Source organism: Pseudomonas helleri (assembly GCF_001043025.1).
GTDB classification, from domain to species: domain Bacteria; phylum Pseudomonadota; class Gammaproteobacteria; order Pseudomonadales; family Pseudomonadaceae; genus Aquipseudomonas; species Aquipseudomonas helleri.
Genome location: NZ_JYLD01000004.1, coordinates 255,031 through 272,344, shown reverse-complemented (window position 1 = coordinate 272,344; position 17,314 = coordinate 255,031). Strand labels below are relative to the sequence as shown.

Here is a 17,314-nt window from a genome sequence, read left to right as displayed (position 1 = left end):
TGTCATTTCTTGCTCTTAAGCCCAAACCAGCTGCAAACCTGTCACTTGCCACAGACTCATCCAGCCCCCCTAAACTCGTTATAACCAAATAACAAGCAGGTCTTTCGTTTTTAGACTTTTTCCTTTTATTTTTATAATCAGCAATGCCATCAACCACCTGACTGAAGTCGGGCCCGTCATACCTAAAATTCTTCTGTTTCAACAAGGAATTCACTATGTCAGGTCTGGAGGAGCGCGTGGGCGGGCGTGAGTGGCGCGCCGATGTGTTGGTGATCGGGGGTGGACCCGCGGGCACTTGGGCGGCGATCAGTGCGGCGGCCCAGGGCGCACGTGTGGTGCTGGCGGACAAAGGCTACTGCGGGGCGTCCGGGGCTACGGCGCCTTCGGGCACGGCCGTCTGGTACGTCGAACCTGACGCGCAAAAGCGTGAAGACGCCAAAGCCAGCCGCTATGCGCGTGGTGGTTTTCTGGCGGAAAACCACTGGATGGACCGCGTCCTTGAACAAACCTGGAGCAACATGCAAACCCTCGCTGACTGGGGTTATCCGTTCCCGCTCGACAGCGACGGCCAGCAGCAGCGTATTTCTTTGCAGGGCCCGGAATACATGCGTTTGATGCGCAAGCGGGTGAAGCAGGCCGGTGTGCGGATTCTCGATCACAGCCCGGCGCTGCAACTGCTCACAGACAGTGAAGGGCGCGTCAGCGGTGCGTCCGGTTTCTCGCGGCAGAAAAATCATGAATGGAAGGTCGAAGCCGCTGCCGTGGTCATCGCGACGGGTGGCTGCGCGTTTCTAAGTCGGGCGCTGGGTTGCAATGTATTGACGGGTGACGGGCATTTGATGGCGGCCGAAGTCGGCGCCGATTTTTCCGGTATGGAGTTTTCCAATGCGTATGGCTTGTGCCCGGCTTTTTCGTCGGTGACCAAATCAGCGCTCTATAAGTGGGCGGTTTTTTATCATGCTGACGGTCGCGTGATGGAAGGCGCAGGTTCGGCTCAGGGCCGTGGCGTGATTGCCAAGGCGCTGCAAACCGAGACGGTGTATGCGCGGCTGGACAAGGCCGATGCCACGGTTCAGGCGCAGATGCGCCTGGCGCAGCCGAACTTTTTTCTGTCTTTCGATCGTCTCGGCATTGATCCTTTTCAGCAGTTGTTCCCGGTGACCTTGCGCCTGGAGGGCACGGTGCGTGGCACCGGTGGCCTGCGCATTGTCGATGAACAGTGTGCGACCAGTGTGCCGGGCTTGTACGCGGCCGGTGATGCGGCGACTCGCGAGCTGATCTGCGGGGCGTTCACCGGGGGTGGCAGTCATAACGCGGCGTGGGCGTTGTCGTCCGGCTTTTGGGCAGGCGCTGGCGCGGCGCAGTTCGCTCAGGCCAACCGACTGGCGGCCAGCACCCATTTACGCGCCCAGGGCAGGGCGGGCTTGCTCGATGCTCGAGGTCAGCGCATGGACAGCGGCGCGCTGATCAAAGCCGTGCAGGATGAAGTATTCCCGTATCAGCGCAACTGGTTCCGCCATGGCGAAGACTTGCAGGCCTCGCTCGGCCGGCTCGACACGCTGTGGCAGCAGACGCGCCACGCGGCCCCGGCGGCGGACCACGAACAAACCCTGCGCCTGCGCGAAGCCACGGCGATGCTGGCGGTGTCCCGCTGGATGTACCGAAGTGCGCTGGAACGCACCGAATCCCGTGGCATGCACCGGCGCAGCGACTATGCAGGCACCGACGTGACGCAACACCACCGGGTTATCAGTGGCGGGCTGGATGACGTCTGGACCGGGCATGAACGCCTCGGGCCGGTGATGGAGCAGTTGCTGAGAGGGCAGGCGGCATGATTGAACTGATTGATCCGCAGCGTTGCACCGGCTGCAACATTTGCGTGCTGGCTTGCCCCACTAACGTGTTCGCGCCAGTACCGGGGCAAGCGCCCTTGATTGCCCGGCAGAACGATTGCCAAACCTGCTTTATGTGCGAAGTCTACTGCCCCGAAGATGCCTTGTTTGTGGCGCCGTACGCAGACCGCCTGGCTACGCCTGTCGAGATCGCTGACCAGACCCGGCAGTGGCTGGGCAGCTACCGCAGCGCGGTGGGGTGGGGCAAGGGGCGGGCGTCTACCGCCAGCGATGACCAGAGTTACCATTTGCTAGGAAAGTATTAACCATGAAGGGATTCAATCGACGGCAGTTTTTGGGGGCCGGGCTCGGTGCTGCGGCCTTGTTAGGATTGCCCGGGCGTTTGCTCGCCGCCAGCGACCCAAAGCGTACTTTGCGTGTGGGCTATGTGGGTTCGACCACAGTGCCTACCGGGCCCTCCGGTTGGGCCTTGCACCAAGGGTTAACGCAAAAACATCTGGAGCCACTGGGCTTCGACAACATCAGCACTTACGTGTTTGTGAACGGCCCGGAACTGAATGAAGCCTTGCTGTCGGGTGCGCTGGATGTCGGCACCTACGGCGATACCCCGGCCATGGTGTGTTACGCCATGAGCCAGGCCAGCCGTTTGCTCAGCATCGATGCCGTGGGCATGAACGCCTGGCTCGTCACTCCCAAGAACGGCGTGAGCTCTGTGGCCGAACTCAAAGGCAAGGTGGTCGCCACGCCGCTGGGGTCGTACATGCACCGCTACCTGATCGGCACCTTGCACGAGGCAGGCATTCTCAAAGACACCAAAATCGTGGCCTTGCCTGCCCGCGATTCGGAAGCCGCATTGGCGCGGGGCGACATTGCCGCTTACGCAGCGCAAAGCGAATTGGGGCCTACGCTGTTGAGCAACGGTTACCCGCTGATCGACCAGGCCACTGACCACCCGCACTTGCGCGGCTGCACCGTGACCGTCGCCAGTGAGAAGTTATTGAAACAAGTGCCCCACTTCAGTGAGGCCTGGTTGGCTGCGCGCCGCGAGTCGGTGGCGCAGATCACGGCCGACTGGCCGGCTTACTTCAGCTTCCATGCCCAGGCGTCCAAATACTCCCAGGCGGCGATTGAAGCCACCTACACCGGGAATGAGTTTCAGTTGGAGCCACTATCCCCGGTAGGCCTTGAATTGTTGAGTGGTTCCAAACATTTCCTGCTCGAACAACGCCTGATCCGTCGTGATTTCGATATCAACGAGTGGAAGGTCTAACCCAGCGCCCCAACCAACTGTAGGAGCGAGCTTGCCTCGCGATCTTTTAAAAGATCAAAAGATCGCGAGGCAAGCTCGCTCCTACACGTATTTGATTGACTCAGCCCTTCACCAATCCCCGAATATCCACCGTCTCCAGAATGCTTTTCGGCGCACCATGGCGCGCTACTTCGAGCATGGCCAAGCTGACTGGCTGCCGGTGCATAGATAAAGGTCAGGTTACGCAAAATCCAGGAAACCCTCGAAATTTGGCGAATCGATTCCGGAACACGCTCGTAAGAGAAAATCAATTGCTCCAAACATACCTCACCTCATCCAGCGTCACGCCACCACGCACGAGCGTGCGGCAACTGCCAGGCTCTTCTGTTCCACCAAGGCCCTTATAGAAACGAATGGCCCTTTCGTTGCCAGATAAAACCCATAAGGTGATGCGTTTATAACCTTGATCAAGCAAACGCTTAAAACCCGCCTGCCACAATTGGGCGCCAATACCCTTACTCCAGTATTCAGCCAAAACGTAGATCGCCATGACTTCTCCCGATGCTGATTCGGGCGTTTTTTCATCACGACAAGGCCCCAGTGAAAGCCAACCAATAACGTTTCCCTCCACTTCGGCGACTAAAACGTCAGCGTCTTTGCCTTCAATTGTGCGGGCCCAATAGGTCTCTCTTTGAGGCAATGTCGCACTAAGGGAGGCTAAATAGTCAGTGGGCATCAGATCAAGATAAGCGTGTTGCCAACTACTGACATGAACGTGAGCGATGCGTTTCGCATCCTCGGGTAATGCGTCACGAATCATAACCATCCCTCTTAAGCGTTATGTCTCGCATAAAAGCTGCGCCAGACGGGATGCCCGGACGCTTACGGGACTGTAGGAGCGAGCTTGCCTCGTGATCTTTTAAAAGATCAAAAAGATCGCGAGGCAAGCTCGCTCCTACACGTATTTGATTGATTCAGCCCTTCACCAATCCCCGAATATCCACCGTCTCCAGAATGCTTTTCGGCGCACCATGGCGCGCTACTTCGAGCATGGCCAAGCCGATTTCTTCGGTCGACAACACGTACTTGGGCAGTAACTTGCGGGCAATCGACAGCAAGGGCGAGGTCAGCACATAGAACGCGTTGTACATCGGCGTCTTCGAACGCGCGCCGTGCAACGGCTGGATCACCCCAGGGCGAAACATGTAAGCCGCCTTGAACGGCAACGCCAGCAGGTCGGTTTCGGTGCGCCGTTTAACCCGAGCCCACATGGCCGACTGGCTGCCGGTGCCTGCGCCCGACACATAGGTAAAGGTCAGTTGCGGGTTGAGGCCCGACAGCACTTGGCCGGCCGCCAGCGGGATGTCGTGGTTGATGCGCGAATACCCGGCTTCGTCCATGCCCACCGCCGAGGCGCCGAGGCAAAAAAAGCAGGCGTCAAAGCCCGTCAGCAGGTCTTCAATGGCCGAGTAGTCGAGCAGGTCGGCATGCACCAGGGTGCGCAGTTTGGGGTGGCTTGTTTCGCTTTCAGAGCGGCCAATGCTCAGGACATGGGTCACATCCTGTGCGGCCAGAGCCTCACGCAACACCCCTTGGCCCACCATCCCGGTGGCGCCAAACATCACAATTTTCATCTCAGTAGTCCGTTAGCGTTAATGAGTGGAGGACGACATGGGTTGCTGGGCTTGCGAGGCGCGCCAACGCGCTGGCGTCGTGCCTTCCCATGACCGAAACGCCCGATAAAACGAGTTGGTGTCCTCGTAGCCTAGCAGGCAGGCAATTTCTTCAATCTCGATTGAAGGTTCGCTGAGCAGATGGCGCACCACCTCTTGGCGGGTCTCCAGCATCAGTTGCCGAAAGTTCGTGCCGTCTTCGGTAATTCGCCGCTGCAAGGTGCGCTCGCTCATGCCCAGTTCCCGCGCCACGTCGGCCAGTTCCGGGCGACCGCTGGCGAGGATGCGCTTGAGTGCTGCCTTGACTTGCAGGCTGATGCTGGCCGACGCCGTGGCCTCGGCCAATGCAGCTATCAGCGCCGGGTTGAGCATGTCCAGCAGCTCCGGGTTATGGCCCGGAAACGGCCGATCCAGATCCGCCACGTCCAGCACCAAGGCATTGCGCTCGGCGCCATACTGCACGGGGCATCCGTAGAACTCGCTGAGCGCAGGGCTGCCATCGTCTTTACGAGCCAGTTCGACCTTGCGCGGGGTAATGTGCACGCGGGTGCCCTGACGACCCAGTTCTACGAAGGTGGCAAAGGCTGCGTCCACCAGCAGGTTGGGCGGCAGCTCGGGGGTGTGCAGCCAGTCAATGGTGACGGTGCAGGTCTGGCCGTCTTCATTAACCAGCAGCCGTTCCGGCGTGCACAGTTGTTTGAAACGGGCCATACGGTGCAAGCCATCGCGATAATCACGGGCAATAAAGGCTGCAAAGCTGGACGGCGGCAAGGTCGCAAAATCAAGCCGGGTCACCAGCAACACAGCGGCGGCCGGGTCCGGGTTGAGGGCCTGCACGGCGGCCCACAAACGAAAGAATTCTTCGGTGCTCACCTGTCGCCGGTCACGCAGTTCACGTATGCACAGCGTGACGGGGAGCCGTGCCTGACGCAGGACCACTGAAGGCTCCAGCCCGATCAGTTTCAGGCCTTGCCAAAAGGCATCCGGCACATTGAAACGAGAGGCGATGGGGCGGCTTGCGTCAGACATGGGGGCTCCTTTATGTCAGGTCAGTCAGGGGTGGCTCAGTTAGAGGCTGACACGCTCAGGTCGTGCCACTTTTTATCCGATTCGGCCAGGTCTTGCGCGGCCTTGGCAGCGTACTGCACCGCGTCGCTACCGATCAGCAGACGCAGTGGCGCGTCATCCTTGAGGGCCAGTTCCAGCACAATTTCAGCCACGCGGTCCGGACGGGTCGGCAAAATGCCCGGGGAGTTGAGCAGCTCGGCCAGTGCGCCGACCGATTGTTTGTAGGGTTCGCTGATAGGCGGGATGGTCATCGACGGGCCGGCCCAATCGGTCTGCATGCCGCCCGGCTCAAGCACGGTCACTTTGATGCCCAGCGGGGTGACTTCCTGTGCCAGCACGGTGGAGAAGCCGCCGACGGCCCACTTCGCGCTCTGGTACGCGCCCAGGCCAGCCATGCCGATGCGCCCACCCAGCGACGAGACCTGGAAAATGTGCCCGCTGCCCTGGTGACGCAGGACCGGCACAACCGCCTTGCTCACATACACCACGCCGTAGAAGTTGGTGTCGATTTGGGCGCGGAAGTCTTCCAGGGTGACGTCTTCGACCGCAGCCAGATCGCCATAACCGGCGTTGTTGACCACCACATCGAGGCGGCCAAAATGCTTCACGGCGGCGTCAACCGCCTGTTCCACCTGCTCGTTGTTGGTCACGTCCAGCGCCAGTGGGTAAATCGCATCGCCAAACTCGGCCACCAGGTCATCGAGTTGCTGAGGCTTGCGGGCGGTGGCGACAACACGGTCCCCGGCGCGCAGGGCAGCCAGAGTGATGGAGCGACCGAGGCCACGGGAACTGCCAGTGATAAACCAGATCTTGGACATTCGAACACCTCTTCGTTAGAAACCGCTGAAACACTTGCCTCAGCGCCTGAACAAATAATGCTCGGCTGGCCGCCTCTAAACACTAGCAGCAAGGCGCCAAGTGGCTTGCAGAAGGCGCCATTGTGCTTGCAACTCAGGTAATCGGCGCGAACTCCTCAACCGCATCCGGCCAAGGGCTCAGCACTTCAAAGCCGTTATCGGTCACTGCCACCATGTGTTCCCATTGGGCCGACAGCGACCAATCCTTGGTGACTACGGTCCACTGGTCAGCCAGGGTTTTGACGTGGCGTTTGCCCGCGTTGAGCATCGGCTCGACGGTGAAAATCATGCCGGTTTTAAGCTTCATGCCCTGGCCGGGATAACCGTAATGGAGGATCTGCGGTTCGTCGTGATAGACCTTGCCGATGCCGTGGCCGCAGTACTCGCGCACCACGCTGAAGCCTTCTTTTTCGGCAACGGTCTGGATCGCGTGGCCAATGTCGCCCAGGGTTGCTCCGGGGCTAACCTGGCGAATACCGGCGCACATGGCCTCATACGTGGTTTTGACCAGATGCCGCGCTTGCGGGCTCGGCTCGCCCACGTAGTACATGCGGCTGGTGTCGCCGTACCAGCCATCCTTTACCACGGCGATGTCGATGTTGACGATGTCGCCATCGTGCAGCACTCGGCCCGACGGGATGCCGTGGCACACCACTTCATTGACCGAGGTGCACACGGTTTTCGGGAAGCCGTGGTAGCCGACGTTGCCGGGAATGGCCTTTTGCACATTGACGATGTAGTCATGGCAAATCTTGTCGAGCTGGTCGGTGGTCACCCCTGCTTTGACGTGCGGGGTGATCATCGCCAGTACTTCAGCCGCGAGCATGCCGGCGACTTTGGACTGGGCGATTTGGGCCGGTGTGTTGATAACCACGTGCGCTCTCATGGGCGGGCTCCTGCTGCAGCCTGTGCCGAATCAGCCAATTGGCACAGCTGTTTTAAATCGAGACCGCCCTCAAGCTCGGCGCGAATCAGTAAACGACTGATCTGGTTGTGATCCAGATCCGGGTACAGCTCTGTGAGCATGCCAATGCGCATCCAGTGCTCTGCCTGAGCATTGATCGAGCGACTGAGCGCGTTGCTGGCGATGCGCAGATTTTCGTGCATGGCGTCCGAGATTTTTACGATGCCCATCAAATGACCCAAGATGAAATATATATGGAATGTAAGCGAAACGTATATTAGGCGATGAGCCACGAAATCTGCAACACGCAGTCATGGACAGGCCCAAGGGTCGATCCCTATGCTGGGGCCATTACAAAAACAATCAAGAACGCCATGAACCCCGACTCTTCCCTCCATGTGTTGTTGCAGTGGCTTGCCCGGCCGCACCGTAGCCTGGTGGCGCGCTATACGTTGCTGTCCGTTGTGGTCATGAGCGTGGCGCTGATTACCCTGGCGATTTTTTATGAGCAACTGGCCAAGGACTTGCTCAACCGTCTTACCGGCGAGCGGCTGGATGCCCAGGCATTGTCGACGGCCAACCGCCTGTCCTCCTTTCTGGATGATCGCTTCTACCAGCTCTCGGCGCTGTCCAATCACCCCAACATGCCTGAATTCATAGTCGATCAATCTCGGCTGATCAGCGACGTCGACTCGCTGCTCAAGCTGGAAGGGGACTTGCCCTTTATGTACGGCGTGCTGTTTTTTGATGAGCAGGACCGCTTGATCAAAGTACTGCCGGGCCAGTCTGCCTCGGGGGAGCCGTATTGGGGCAATGAACACTGGTCCATCGCCGGTTTGCCGGTGCAATGGGTCGGTGACGTCGAAGTGATAGGGCCGCTGCTGCCCAAGGCGGGCGGCTCGGGCAGCTTTCTGATCCGCAAGAGCGTCCGCATCGGGCGTACCAATCAGAAGGTGCGCATAGCCCTGCATTTACGCCTGGCCTCCTTGAGCGAGTTGCTGGTCAGTGCGGGCATGGGCGGCGTGGTTGCGCCGTTGTTGCGCGTGCCTGGCGGCGCGTTTATCGACCCCACCGGGCGGCCCGTCAAAGCGCCGGGGCAATGGCACGAAGGGCCGATGATTTTGCCCGGCTGGCAACTGGTGTTCAGTGTCGAGCCGGGGGCCATCCTCAAGCCCCTGAACGATGCACGCTGGTGGCTGTACTGGGTGGCGGCGGGGTTTATCGGGTTTATCCTCATCGTTTTTTTTACCCTCTCGCGGCAGTTGCGCGCGCGGGTCAGCACCTTGCTGCAAGGTGCCCATCAACTGTCCATGGGCGACTTGAGCTATCGCCTTGCGCTACAGCCCAAAGACGATGAAATCAGCCATGTGGCCCGCGCCTTTAACGTGATGGCCGAGCGTCTGGCGCAGGTCATGGACCAGACCGTACGCAGCGAAAACCTCGCCGTGCTGGGCACCTTCGCCACGGGCGTGGCCCATGAAGTGCGCAACCCGCTGGCGACCATGAAAACCACGGTGCAAGCCTTGCTGCGCCGCGAGCAAGAACCTGAGCGGCGGCACCTGCTGAGTGATCTGGTCAAGGAAATCGACCGCTTGTCACGGGTCACCAATGACTTGCTCGAATACGGCCGCCCGCACCCGGCCAAACCGCGGGTGGTCTCGGTGGCGCACCTGTTCGAGCACACGGCGGCGATGGTCGGCCCCCACTTGCAAGCGCGCAATATCGAACTGCTGTGCGAGTCGGCAGGGGATTTGCAGCTGTTCGTCGACCCGGATCAAGCCCGCCAAGTGCTGCTCAACCTGTGTTTGAACGCTGTGCAAGCCAGCCCGGAGGGCGGCGTGGTGCGCTTGTGCGCCGAGACGGGCCAAGGGCGGGTGCGGGTGTTGATCATCGATCAGGGTTGCGGCATTTCGCCCGAACACCTGGAACAGATTCGCCAGCCATTTTTCACCCTTAAACCCCAGGGCACCGGCTTGGGATTGAGCATCAGCCAGCAACTGCTGGAGGCCAACGACGCGCGCATGCACATCGTCAGCCGCGTGGGTGAGGGCACCCAGGTGGCGCTCGATTTCCCTGCGTTCACCCGGTTTTTGTAGCCGCCTGCGTGCCTCGTCAGCGGCTACCGATCATTTTGAATACGTAAAAGTGAGACACAGATGCCTGATGTTCACGTGTTAATCGTCGACGATGAAGAAGCGCTGGTGCGCTCGCTCAGCTATGCATTGCGCGGGGAGGGCATGCGTATCAGCACGGCCAGCAGTGGCGAAGCGGCGCTGCAACAGGTGCTGGATGACATCGACATCGTCTTGCTGGACCTCGGCCTGCCGGGCATCGACGGCATGGCCACGCTGGATGGCTTGCGCCAGCGCAGCCCGCACCTGCCGGTGATCATGATCTCTGCCCATGGCGATACCCGGGCGGCGGTGCAGGCGGTCAAAAGCGGCGCCACCGATTACCTGACCAAACCCTTTGAGCTGGATGACCTGCTCGCCACCATCAGCAGCACCTTGGCCCTCGACACGCCTGAGTCACCGGTGCCCGGCCTGCAAGGGCAAAGCCCGGCGATGAGCACGCTGCACGCGGCGGTGCAACGGATTGCCCGCAGCTCGGCCACGCGGATCCTGCTGTTGGGTGAGTCCGGTACCGGCAAGACCTTGGTCGCCCAAGCGTTGCACGCGCACAGCTCCCGGGCTGCCAGCGCGTTTATCGAAGTGAACTGCGCCGCCTTGCCCGAGCAGTTGATTGAGGCCGAGCTGTTCGGCTCGGAGAAAGGCGCCTACACCGGCGCCCATCAAAAGCGCGCCGGGCTGGTCAGCCAGGCCAACGGCGGCACGCTGTTTCTTGACGAAATCGGCGAGTTGCCGCTGAGCCTGCAAGCCAAGTTGCTGCACTTTCTGGAAAACGGCAGCTATCGCGCGGTGGGCGCCAGCCAGGCCAGCAGTGCCGACGTGCGCGTGGTGGCAGCAACTAACCGGGACCTGGCCGACGATGTGCGTTTGGGGCGGTTTCGTGAAGACCTGTTTTACCGTTTGAACGTCATCACGGTAGACATCCCGGCCTTGCGTGAACGCGGCGAAGACCTGCTGTTGCTGGCGCAGTATTTTGCCCAGCGCCAGGCGGTTGAAGAGGGCGTGAGCCCGATCCAGTTTTTGCCAGATTGCGTGGCGGCGCTGCGCCGTCATCGCTGGCCCGGCAACGTGCGCGAACTGAAGAATCTGGTTGAGCGCCTGACCATTCTGTTGCCGGGCCAAGGCATCAGCGCGGCGATGCTGCCTGCGCCCTTGCAAGGGCAAGAGGTAGAGGCATCCCATGTGCTGGGCGACCAGCTTGAACGTGCCGAGCGCGAGCTGGTGACCGATGCGCTCAGCCGCTCGGCGGGCCACAAAGGTCTGGCCGCGCAATTGCTCGGCATTTCGCGCCACGCGCTCAAACGCCGCCTGCAACGGCTGGGCATTGAGCGCTAAGCGCTCACACCCGCGCGCGTGTTGAGCGCAAACCGCTCAACACACCCGCAAATCCTGTAGGAGCGAGCTTGCCTCGCGATCTTTTGACCCTTTAAAAGATCGCGAGGCAAGCTCGCTCCTACACGTTGTTCACCTTGGCATAGCCCTTGCTCTGTCCCTTCCCGCACTCCAACAAGAGGCGTTTTCAACGCCCAAAGGAATTTATGTCCCTGTTGCGTCAATGGGCCTGTGGCCTCCTGACCCTGAGCACTCTGCTTGCCAGCCCCTTGTCCAGCGCCGACGTCGGCCGTCTGGAATTAGGCGTGCCGGCCGCTGACGCCGACCTGACCCTGGGCTGCCTGTACCCGATGACCGAGCGCGCCGCCATTTATGGCCACGACAGCATCCTCGGCATTCAAGTCGCACTCAATGAATTGCAAACCCGCCGCGTGGCCGGTGAGCCCGTGCCGCGCCTGCGGGTAATTGTCGATGACGACCAGTCCAAAGCCTCCTACGGCGTCAGCCTGGCCAAGAGCTTTATTCACAAGGACGGCGTGCAAGTGCTGTGCGGCATGGTTTCGTCCGGTGTGGCGCTGGCCGTCAGCCAACTGGCCCGCCAGGAAAAAGTGCTGATGATCGGCTCCGATCACGCCTCGTCGCGCATGACCCTGGAAAACGGCCACCCGTACTATTTTCGTGTGACCAATGACACTTGGACCTCCATGGCGGCAGGTGCGCGGTACCTGCAAGCCTTGCAGAAAAAGACCGGCTGGAAGCGCCTGGCATTTATTGGCCCTGACTACGAATACGGCCATGTGTCCCGCGATGACTTGCACGAAGCCCTGAACCAGTTGGGGGTTAAGTTCGATGACGTCATCGAGTTGTGGCCGCGTCTGTACGAGCCGGATTACTCGCCGTACATCACCGCGTTGGAACAGGCCAGGCCCGACATCATCGTCTCGGCGATCTGGGGCGGCGACTTCCATGCCTTCGTCAAACAGGCCGCCGGTAGCCGCTTGCTGGAAACCTCGCGGCTGGCGAACTTCGACACCGGGGCCAATTACGATTTTCTGGTGTCGCTGGGCAACAAGGCACCTGCCGGGCTGATTCTTTCGGCGCGCCACCACAACAACTGGCCCGACACCCCGCGCAACCGCTCGTTTGTCGAGCGCTTTCATCAGTTGAGCGGGCGCTATCCGACCTACGCCGCGCAAGGCGCCTACAGCGTGGTGATGGTGATGGCCAAAGCTTTTGAGAAAACCGGCGGGGTGACCGACACCCAGGCCCTGATCCGTGCCCTCGAAGGCCTGGACATCGCCTTGCCCGAAGACCCGCCCGGCAGCTTTTCACGCATCGACCCGGTGACCCATCAAATCCAGCAGAGCCAGGCCATTGGCACGCCGGTCAGCAATACCGATTACCCGCCTGCCCAACTGATGCTGGGTGACTGGTCGGTGTATTCGGCGCAAGAGCTACAGCTCGACAGCGCCACCCTGAAGCGGCGTCTGGCCGCGCGTAAACCCGTCGCCGAGCCCTAGCGGCTCGACCTTTGACCGAGAAGCAAGCATGAATAATTCCAAGAAAAGCATGTTGAAACACCCTTTGGCCTTTGCCATCACGGCTGCCGGGCTGGCGTTGTCATTAAGCGTCGGGGTACAGGCTGCTGAAAACGGCAAGTTCCGCATTGGCGTGGTGACCTTTCTGTCGGGGCCGGCCGCTGGCCCATTTGGCGAGCCGTCAGCGAATGCCGCCAAGGTGCTGGTCGAAGGCTTAAACAAAGGCCAGTTGCCTGCGCCCTACGACAAGATCGGCATCAACGGTGCCGAAATTGAAATGGTCATGATTGACGAAGCGGGTGGGGCGGCCAAACAGGTCGAGGAATTCCGTAACCTGGTGCAGCGCCAGAAGGTCGATGCGGTGGTGGGCTATATCTCTTCCGGAGACTGCCTGGCCATTGCGCCGGTTGCCGAAGAGCTGGGCGCCATGACGGTGTTCTACGACTGCGGCACCTCGCAGTTGTTCAAAGAAGACAAAACCCCGCAGTACGTGTTCCGCACCAGCCTCGATGCGGCGGTGGACAACATTGGCGCCGCCCGTTACCTGGCCAAGGTGCGCCCGGACGCACAGAAAGTCGCCGGTATTCAGCAGAACTACGCCTGGGGCCAGGACAGCTGGAACGACTTCACCCACTCCATGGAGCAACTGATGCCCAAGGCCAAAGTGGTGGAGTCGCAAATGCCCAAAGTGTTCCAGGGCCAGTACGGCGCTGAAATTTCCGCGATCTCGGTCAAGCGCCCGGACATCATCCACTCCAGCTTCTGGGGCGGCGACATGGAGGCTCTGGTGTTGCAAGCCAACGCCCGTGGCTTGCTCGAAGACGCTACCGCTGTGCTGACCTGCGGCGAGTCGGCCATCGACCGTTATAAAGATCAGGCGCCTAACGGCATGATCATTGGTGGCCGTGGTCCGTTCGGTGCTTTTGCGCCGGATAACACCCTCAACGGCTGGTTTAAAGGCCAGTACCAGGCCGCCTACAAAACCGCGCCGACGTATCCGGCCAGCAAAATGGCCCAGGCCATATTGGGCCTCAAGCACGCGGCGGAAAACGCCAAGGTTGAGCCGGGCAAAATCCCGACCCCGCTGCAAATCGCCCAGGCGTTCAAGGGTGCGACTTTTGAGTCGGTGTCCGGCACCGTGCAAATGGCCCGCGCTGATGGCCATCAAGCCATGCAAGGGATTGCCTACGGCGAATACCAATACGATCCGACGACCAAAAAAGGCGGCGTGCAAAACGTCATCGCCTTCTCGGGCGAATGCGTGACCCCGCCGGATGGCACCACCGCGCTGGACTGGATCAAGGCCGGCTTCCCCGGCGCGCAGTGCAACTGATCCGTTAACGGCCACTGTAGGAGCGAGCTTGCCTCGCGATCTTTTAAACGATCAAAAGATCGCGAGACAAGCTCGCTCCTACAGGTATTGCCACCTTCTTGCCAAGGTAGGACCTCAATGATGAGTCTTTTCGCGGTGCTGATAGACGGCACCATTTATGCCTCGTGGCTGTTTCTGGTCGCGGCCGGGCTCACGGTGATCTACGGGGTGATGCGCATCCTGAACATGGCCCACGGCAGTTTTTATGCCATTGGCGCCTACACCGCTGCGTCTCTGGTGGGCTGGTATTTCAATAACGGCATTGGCCCGGTCTGGGTCGGGTATCTGCTGATGCTCGGTTGCGCACTGGTGGCCGGGCTGATCGTCGGGCTGATCATCGAGCGCGGCCTGCTGCGTTTTATGTACGGCCGCGACGAAGTGCTGATGGTGATCATCACCTACGCGCTGCTGCTGATCCTCGAAGACACCATGAAGATGATCTGGGGCGTAAACCCGTATTTCGCCTATCAGCCCTATGCCGAGATGGGGCGCAGCGCGCTGGCCGGGCTCAAGGTGTCGAATTACGACCTGATGCTGGTGGGCATCTCGCTGGTACTGGGCCTGGGCCTGTGGTTATGGCTGGAGCGTACGCACCAGGGCAAGGTGCTGCGCGCAGTGATCCACGACCGTGAAGTGGCCATGGCCATGGGCGTCAACGTGCGGCGCATGTTCACCCTGGTGTTTGTGCTCGGCACCATGCTCGGCACGCTGGCGGGCGCCTTGACCGCACCGGCGATCTCGGTGGTGCCGGGCATGGGCGTTGAAGTCATCGTGCTGGCATTTGCCGTGGTAGTAATCGGCGGCATGGGCAGCATCGAAGGCGCCGCAGTGGGCGCCTTGCTGGTGGGCTTGAGCCGCGCCGCTGCCGTGCATTACGCGCCGGAGTTCGAGCTTTTTGTGATCTACGGGGTGATGGCGCTGGTGTTGGCCGTGCGTCCTCAAGGGCTGTTCGGCCGTGTACTGGCGAGGAAAATCTAAATGCGCCTGAGTAAAACCGAATTGATTCTGCTCGGCGTTGCCGTGCTGCTGGCTGCAGGCGGCGTAATCGCCCCGCAATGGCTGGTGTTTTTGCTGACCATGGCGCTGGCCAAGGCCATGGTGGTGCAAGGCGTGGTCATGCAAATGCGCGCCGGGCTGGTGACCTTTGGCCAAGGCTTGTTCTTCTGCATCGGCGGTTACGCGGTGGGCATGAGCGGGCACTTCCTGGACATCACCGACCTGGCCCTGCTGCTGGTGATCGGGGTGGGGGCGGCAGTGTTGCTGGCCATGCTGCTGGGGCTGCTGATGACCCGCTACCGGGAGATTTTCTTCGCCATGCTGTCGCTGGCGTTCTCGATGATTTTGTACGGCGTGCTGGTCAAAAGCTCGGCGCTGGGCAGCACTGACGGCTTCAACGTTAAGGCCTGGACCCTGTTTGGCTGGACACCCGCTGCCGGGCAGGCGCCGCTGGCGCTGTTCATCATTATCGTTGCCTGCTCGGGGTTGCTGGCGGTGTTGCTGCACCGCTACAGCCGCAGCAGCGCCGGGATGATGTGCGAGGCCATCCGTGAAAACGAAGTGCGCGTCGAATACCTCGGCCAGTCACCGCGCTGGGTGCTGTACATGAACTATGTCGCGGCCGCTGCCGTGTCGGCGTTGGGCGGTGGTTTCATGGCGTTGTCGGCCGGGCACATCGACCCGGAAATGGCCTACTGGATCACCTCCGGCGAATTCGTCTTCATCGCCTTGCTGGGCGGTACTGCCCACGTCGCCGCGCCATTTATTGCGGCCATTCTGTTTGCCGTGGTGCGCACCTACGCCATCGAGCTGGTGCCGCACAGTTGGCAGATGATTCTGGGTTTCACCCTGTTGGCGATCATTGTGTTCCTGCCTAAAGGCTTGTGGAGCCTGTTCACCGGGCAGGCGCGGAGGGCAAAGGCATGAACTGCATTCTTGAAACCCAAGGGCTGTGCAAGGAATTTGGCGCCGTAACGGCGGCCAAAGACGTCAACGTGCGCATCCACAAAGGCGAAGTCGTCGGGGTGATTGGCTCCAATGGCGCCGGTAAAACTACGTTTATCAACATGGTCACCGGCTACCTGAAACCCAGCCGTGGCGAGATCCTGTTCAACGGCCAGTCGATCCTTGGCCGCACACCCAGGGCCATCACCCGGGCGGGCATGGCGCGTTCGTTTCAGGTCGCGCAGTTGTTCCCGCAGCTGAGCGTGCTGGACAACCTGCTGATTGCCGTTTCGGCCGCGCAAAGCCCGTTCCCGTCGCTGCTGGCGCCGATGCGCAATGCGTCACGCATTGCTCAGGCGGATGCGATTCTGGCCGAGTTCGACATCAGCCGCTGGCGCGACACGTTGGTCACGGCGGTACCGCAAGGCGTGCGCAAATTGATCGACATTGCCATGGCATTGATCGGTGACCCGCAAATGCTGCTGCTCGATGAGCCCACCAGCGGCGTCAGTGCCGAAGAGAAAACCGCCCTTATGGACACCGTGATGCGCGTGGTCGCACAACATCAGGTGACGGTGCTGTTTGTGGAACATGACATGGACGTGGTACGCCGCTACGTGTCGCGAATTCTGGCGTTCTACAGCGGTGAAGTGCTGGCCGACGGGGCGCCTGAAGCGGTGCTGGCCAACCCCCGCGTGCAAGAGTTCGTCACCGGCGGGCCAAACGCTCACAAGAGGGCAGCGCAATGAGTCTGGATATTCGCAACCTGCACGTCTCGATCGAAGGCGTGCCGATTTTGCATGACGTGTCGTTGCACGTGGGCGCCGGGCAAATGGTCGGTTTGATCGGCCATAACGGCGCCGGTAAAACCACTTTGATCCGCACCATCATGGGCCTGCTCGAGGCTGACTCGGGGTCGATCACGTTTGCCGGCCAGGACCTGCGCAACCGACCGGGTTTTACCCGCGCCGCAGCGGGCATCAGCTACCTGCCCGAAGACCGCCGATTGATCCCGGCGCTGACTGTCGAAGAGAACATCTTGCTGCCGGTCTGGGCCAACAAATTGCCTGACAGCCAGCGCCGTCTGGAGTGGGTCTACAGCCTGATTCCGGAGATCGCCCAGTTCCGTGAGCGCAAGGCCATGCAACTGTCCGGCGGGCAACAAAAGCTGGTGGCGCTGGCGCGGGCGTTGATGCCGGGGCACACGTTGCTGTTGCTCGACGAGCCGTTTGAAGGGGTGGCGCCGGTGTTGTCCCGGCGCCTGAGCGAAGTGATCGCCAAGCTCGGCCGTGAAGGGCTGTGCGTGCTGATATCTGAATCCGATGACACTCATTCTGCCGATCTGGTCGATGCGCTCTTTCGCATCGAGCGCGGCAGCGTGACCGCAGGGTAGGGACC

At 60.7% G+C, this 17,314-nt stretch carries 17 protein-coding genes; 11 read left to right on the top strand and 6 right to left on the bottom strand.

The annotated features are described in order from the left end of the window. Positions 1-215: 215 nt before the first annotated feature. From TU84_RS08860 to TU84_RS08850, 3 genes are read left to right on the top strand one after another with little or no spacing between them, the layout of a single operon-like run. Positions 216-1,835: an FAD-dependent oxidoreductase gene (locus tag TU84_RS08860; RefSeq protein WP_048368675.1), complete on the top strand. Its 1,620-nt coding sequence runs from the start codon at positions 216-218 to the stop codon at positions 1,833-1,835. Further along, positions 1,832-2,158, top strand: a complete 327-nt coding sequence (locus TU84_RS08855; RefSeq protein ID WP_048368674.1) for a 4Fe-4S dicluster domain-containing protein — start codon at positions 1,832-1,834, stop codon at positions 2,156-2,158. Before TU84_RS08860 ends, TU84_RS08855 begins: the two co-directional genes overlap by 4 nt. A 2-nt stretch (positions 2,159-2,160) precedes the next feature. Continuing rightward, complete coding sequence (locus tag TU84_RS08850) at positions 2,161-3,123, top strand: ABC transporter substrate-binding protein (protein WP_048368673.1); 963 nt, start codon at positions 2,161-2,163, stop codon at positions 3,121-3,123. 286 nt (positions 3,124-3,409) lie between these two features. Here the strand turns inward: TU84_RS08850 and TU84_RS08845 are convergent, their stop codons facing one another. The 6 genes from TU84_RS08845 to TU84_RS08820 all read right to left on the bottom strand — a co-directional run bounded on the left by TU84_RS08845 (position 3,410) and on the right by TU84_RS08820 (position 7,834). Then, positions 3,410-3,922 (bottom strand): GNAT family N-acetyltransferase, encoded by a 513-nt coding sequence (locus TU84_RS08845; RefSeq protein WP_048368672.1) that lies wholly within the window; start codon positions 3,920-3,922, stop codon positions 3,410-3,412. Positions 3,923-4,076: 154 nt separating this feature from the next. After that, positions 4,077-4,736 carry an NAD(P)H-binding protein gene (locus tag TU84_RS08840; RefSeq protein WP_048368671.1) on the bottom strand — a complete coding sequence of 220 codons (660 nt, stop codon included), beginning with the start codon at positions 4,734-4,736 and terminating at the stop codon, positions 4,077-4,079. A gap of 18 nt (positions 4,737-4,754) precedes the next feature. Next, the gene (locus TU84_RS08835; RefSeq protein WP_048368670.1) at positions 4,755-5,804 is read right to left on the bottom strand and encodes an AraC family transcriptional regulator; all 1,050 of its coding nucleotides are present in this window, start codon (positions 5,802-5,804) and stop codon (positions 4,755-4,757) included. 35 nt (positions 5,805-5,839) lie between these two features. Next, positions 5,840-6,661 (bottom strand): SDR family NAD(P)-dependent oxidoreductase, encoded by an 822-nt coding sequence (locus tag TU84_RS08830; protein WP_048368669.1) that lies wholly within the window; start codon positions 6,659-6,661, stop codon positions 5,840-5,842. Positions 6,662-6,794: 133 nt separating this feature from the next. After that, a complete protein-coding gene (gene map, locus TU84_RS08825; RefSeq protein WP_048368668.1) occupies positions 6,795-7,586 on the bottom strand; it encodes a type I methionyl aminopeptidase in 792 nt (263 codons plus the stop codon). After that, complete coding sequence (locus tag TU84_RS08820) at positions 7,583-7,834, bottom strand: ParD-like family protein (RefSeq protein WP_048368667.1); 252 nt, start codon at positions 7,832-7,834, stop codon at positions 7,583-7,585. Before TU84_RS08820 ends, map begins: the two co-directional genes overlap by 4 nt. Before the next feature lie 144 nt (positions 7,835-7,978). Here TU84_RS08820 and TU84_RS08815 point away from each other — a divergent pair, with 144 nt between their 5' ends. From TU84_RS08815 to TU84_RS08780, 8 genes are all read left to right on the top strand, one after another. Next, on the top strand, positions 7,979-9,700 hold the full coding sequence (locus TU84_RS08815; protein WP_048368666.1) for a sensor histidine kinase: 1,722 nt from the start codon (positions 7,979-7,981) through the stop codon (positions 9,698-9,700). Between the two features lie 60 nt (positions 9,701-9,760). Continuing rightward, positions 9,761-11,068, top strand: coding sequence for a sigma-54-dependent transcriptional regulator (locus TU84_RS08810; RefSeq protein WP_048368665.1), 1,308 nt, complete (start codon positions 9,761-9,763; stop codon positions 11,066-11,068). Positions 11,069-11,271: 203 nt separating this feature from the next. Further along, a complete protein-coding gene (locus tag TU84_RS08805) occupies positions 11,272-12,585 on the top strand; it encodes an ABC transporter substrate-binding protein (RefSeq protein WP_048368664.1) in 1,314 nt (437 codons plus the stop codon). Positions 12,586-12,613: 28 nt separating this feature from the next. Then, positions 12,614-13,936: an ABC transporter substrate-binding protein gene (locus TU84_RS08800; RefSeq protein ID WP_048368663.1), complete on the top strand. Its 1,323-nt coding sequence runs from the start codon at positions 12,614-12,616 to the stop codon at positions 13,934-13,936. A 117-nt stretch (positions 13,937-14,053) separates the two neighbouring features. After that, positions 14,054-14,953, top strand: coding sequence for a branched-chain amino acid ABC transporter permease (locus TU84_RS08795; protein ID WP_048368662.1), 900 nt, complete (start codon positions 14,054-14,056; stop codon positions 14,951-14,953). Continuing rightward, positions 14,954-15,898 (top strand): branched-chain amino acid ABC transporter permease, encoded by a 945-nt coding sequence (locus TU84_RS08790; RefSeq protein WP_048368661.1) that lies wholly within the window; start codon positions 14,954-14,956, stop codon positions 15,896-15,898. It abuts the gene before it with no gap. Continuing rightward, positions 15,895-16,665, top strand: coding sequence for an ABC transporter ATP-binding protein (locus TU84_RS08785; protein WP_048368660.1), 771 nt, complete (start codon positions 15,895-15,897; stop codon positions 16,663-16,665). Before TU84_RS08790 ends, TU84_RS08785 begins: the two co-directional genes overlap by 4 nt. Beyond that, positions 16,662-17,309, top strand: coding sequence for an ATP-binding cassette domain-containing protein (locus TU84_RS08780; RefSeq protein WP_048368659.1), 648 nt, complete (start codon positions 16,662-16,664; stop codon positions 17,307-17,309). The genes TU84_RS08785 and TU84_RS08780 overlap by 4 nt, the downstream gene beginning before the upstream one ends. The last annotated feature ends 5 nt before the right edge of the window (positions 17,310-17,314 follow it).

What these genes read in the sequence shown, in the direction of transcription:
- TU84_RS08860 (WP_048368675.1), top strand. Translation starts at nt 216, where the DNA reads ATGTCAGGTCTGGAGGAGCGCGTGGGCGGGCGTGAGTGGCGCGCCGAT.
- TU84_RS08855 (WP_048368674.1), top strand. Translation starts at nt 1,832, where the DNA reads ATGATTGAACTGATTGATCCGCAGCGTTGCACCGGCTGCAACATTTGC.
- TU84_RS08850 (WP_048368673.1), top strand. Translation starts at nt 2,161, where the DNA reads ATGAAGGGATTCAATCGACGGCAGTTTTTGGGGGCCGGGCTCGGTGCT.
- TU84_RS08845 (WP_048368672.1), bottom strand. Translation starts at nt 3,922, where the DNA reads ATGATTCGTGACGCATTACCCGAGGATGCGAAACGCATCGCTCACGTT.
- TU84_RS08840 (WP_048368671.1), bottom strand. Translation starts at nt 4,736, where the DNA reads ATGAAAATTGTGATGTTTGGCGCCACCGGGATGGTGGGCCAAGGGGTG.
- TU84_RS08835 (WP_048368670.1), bottom strand. Translation starts at nt 5,804, where the DNA reads ATGTCTGACGCAAGCCGCCCCATCGCCTCTCGTTTCAATGTGCCGGAT.
- TU84_RS08830 (WP_048368669.1), bottom strand. Translation starts at nt 6,661, where the DNA reads ATGTCCAAGATCTGGTTTATCACTGGCAGTTCCCGTGGCCTCGGTCGC.
- map (WP_048368668.1), bottom strand. Translation starts at nt 7,586, where the DNA reads ATGAGAGCGCACGTGGTTATCAACACACCGGCCCAAATCGCCCAGTCC.
- TU84_RS08820 (WP_048368667.1), bottom strand. Translation starts at nt 7,834, where the DNA reads ATGGGCATCGTAAAAATCTCGGACGCCATGCACGAAAATCTGCGCATC.
- TU84_RS08815 (WP_048368666.1), top strand. Translation starts at nt 7,979, where the DNA reads ATGAACCCCGACTCTTCCCTCCATGTGTTGTTGCAGTGGCTTGCCCGG.
- TU84_RS08810 (WP_048368665.1), top strand. Translation starts at nt 9,761, where the DNA reads ATGCCTGATGTTCACGTGTTAATCGTCGACGATGAAGAAGCGCTGGTG.
- TU84_RS08805 (WP_048368664.1), top strand. Translation starts at nt 11,272, where the DNA reads ATGTCCCTGTTGCGTCAATGGGCCTGTGGCCTCCTGACCCTGAGCACT.
- TU84_RS08800 (WP_048368663.1), top strand. Translation starts at nt 12,614, where the DNA reads ATGAATAATTCCAAGAAAAGCATGTTGAAACACCCTTTGGCCTTTGCC.
- TU84_RS08795 (WP_048368662.1), top strand. Translation starts at nt 14,054, where the DNA reads ATGATGAGTCTTTTCGCGGTGCTGATAGACGGCACCATTTATGCCTCG.
- TU84_RS08790 (WP_048368661.1), top strand. Translation starts at nt 14,954, where the DNA reads ATGCGCCTGAGTAAAACCGAATTGATTCTGCTCGGCGTTGCCGTGCTG.
- TU84_RS08785 (WP_048368660.1), top strand. Translation starts at nt 15,895, where the DNA reads ATGAACTGCATTCTTGAAACCCAAGGGCTGTGCAAGGAATTTGGCGCC.
- TU84_RS08780 (WP_048368659.1), top strand. Translation starts at nt 16,662, where the DNA reads ATGAGTCTGGATATTCGCAACCTGCACGTCTCGATCGAAGGCGTGCCG.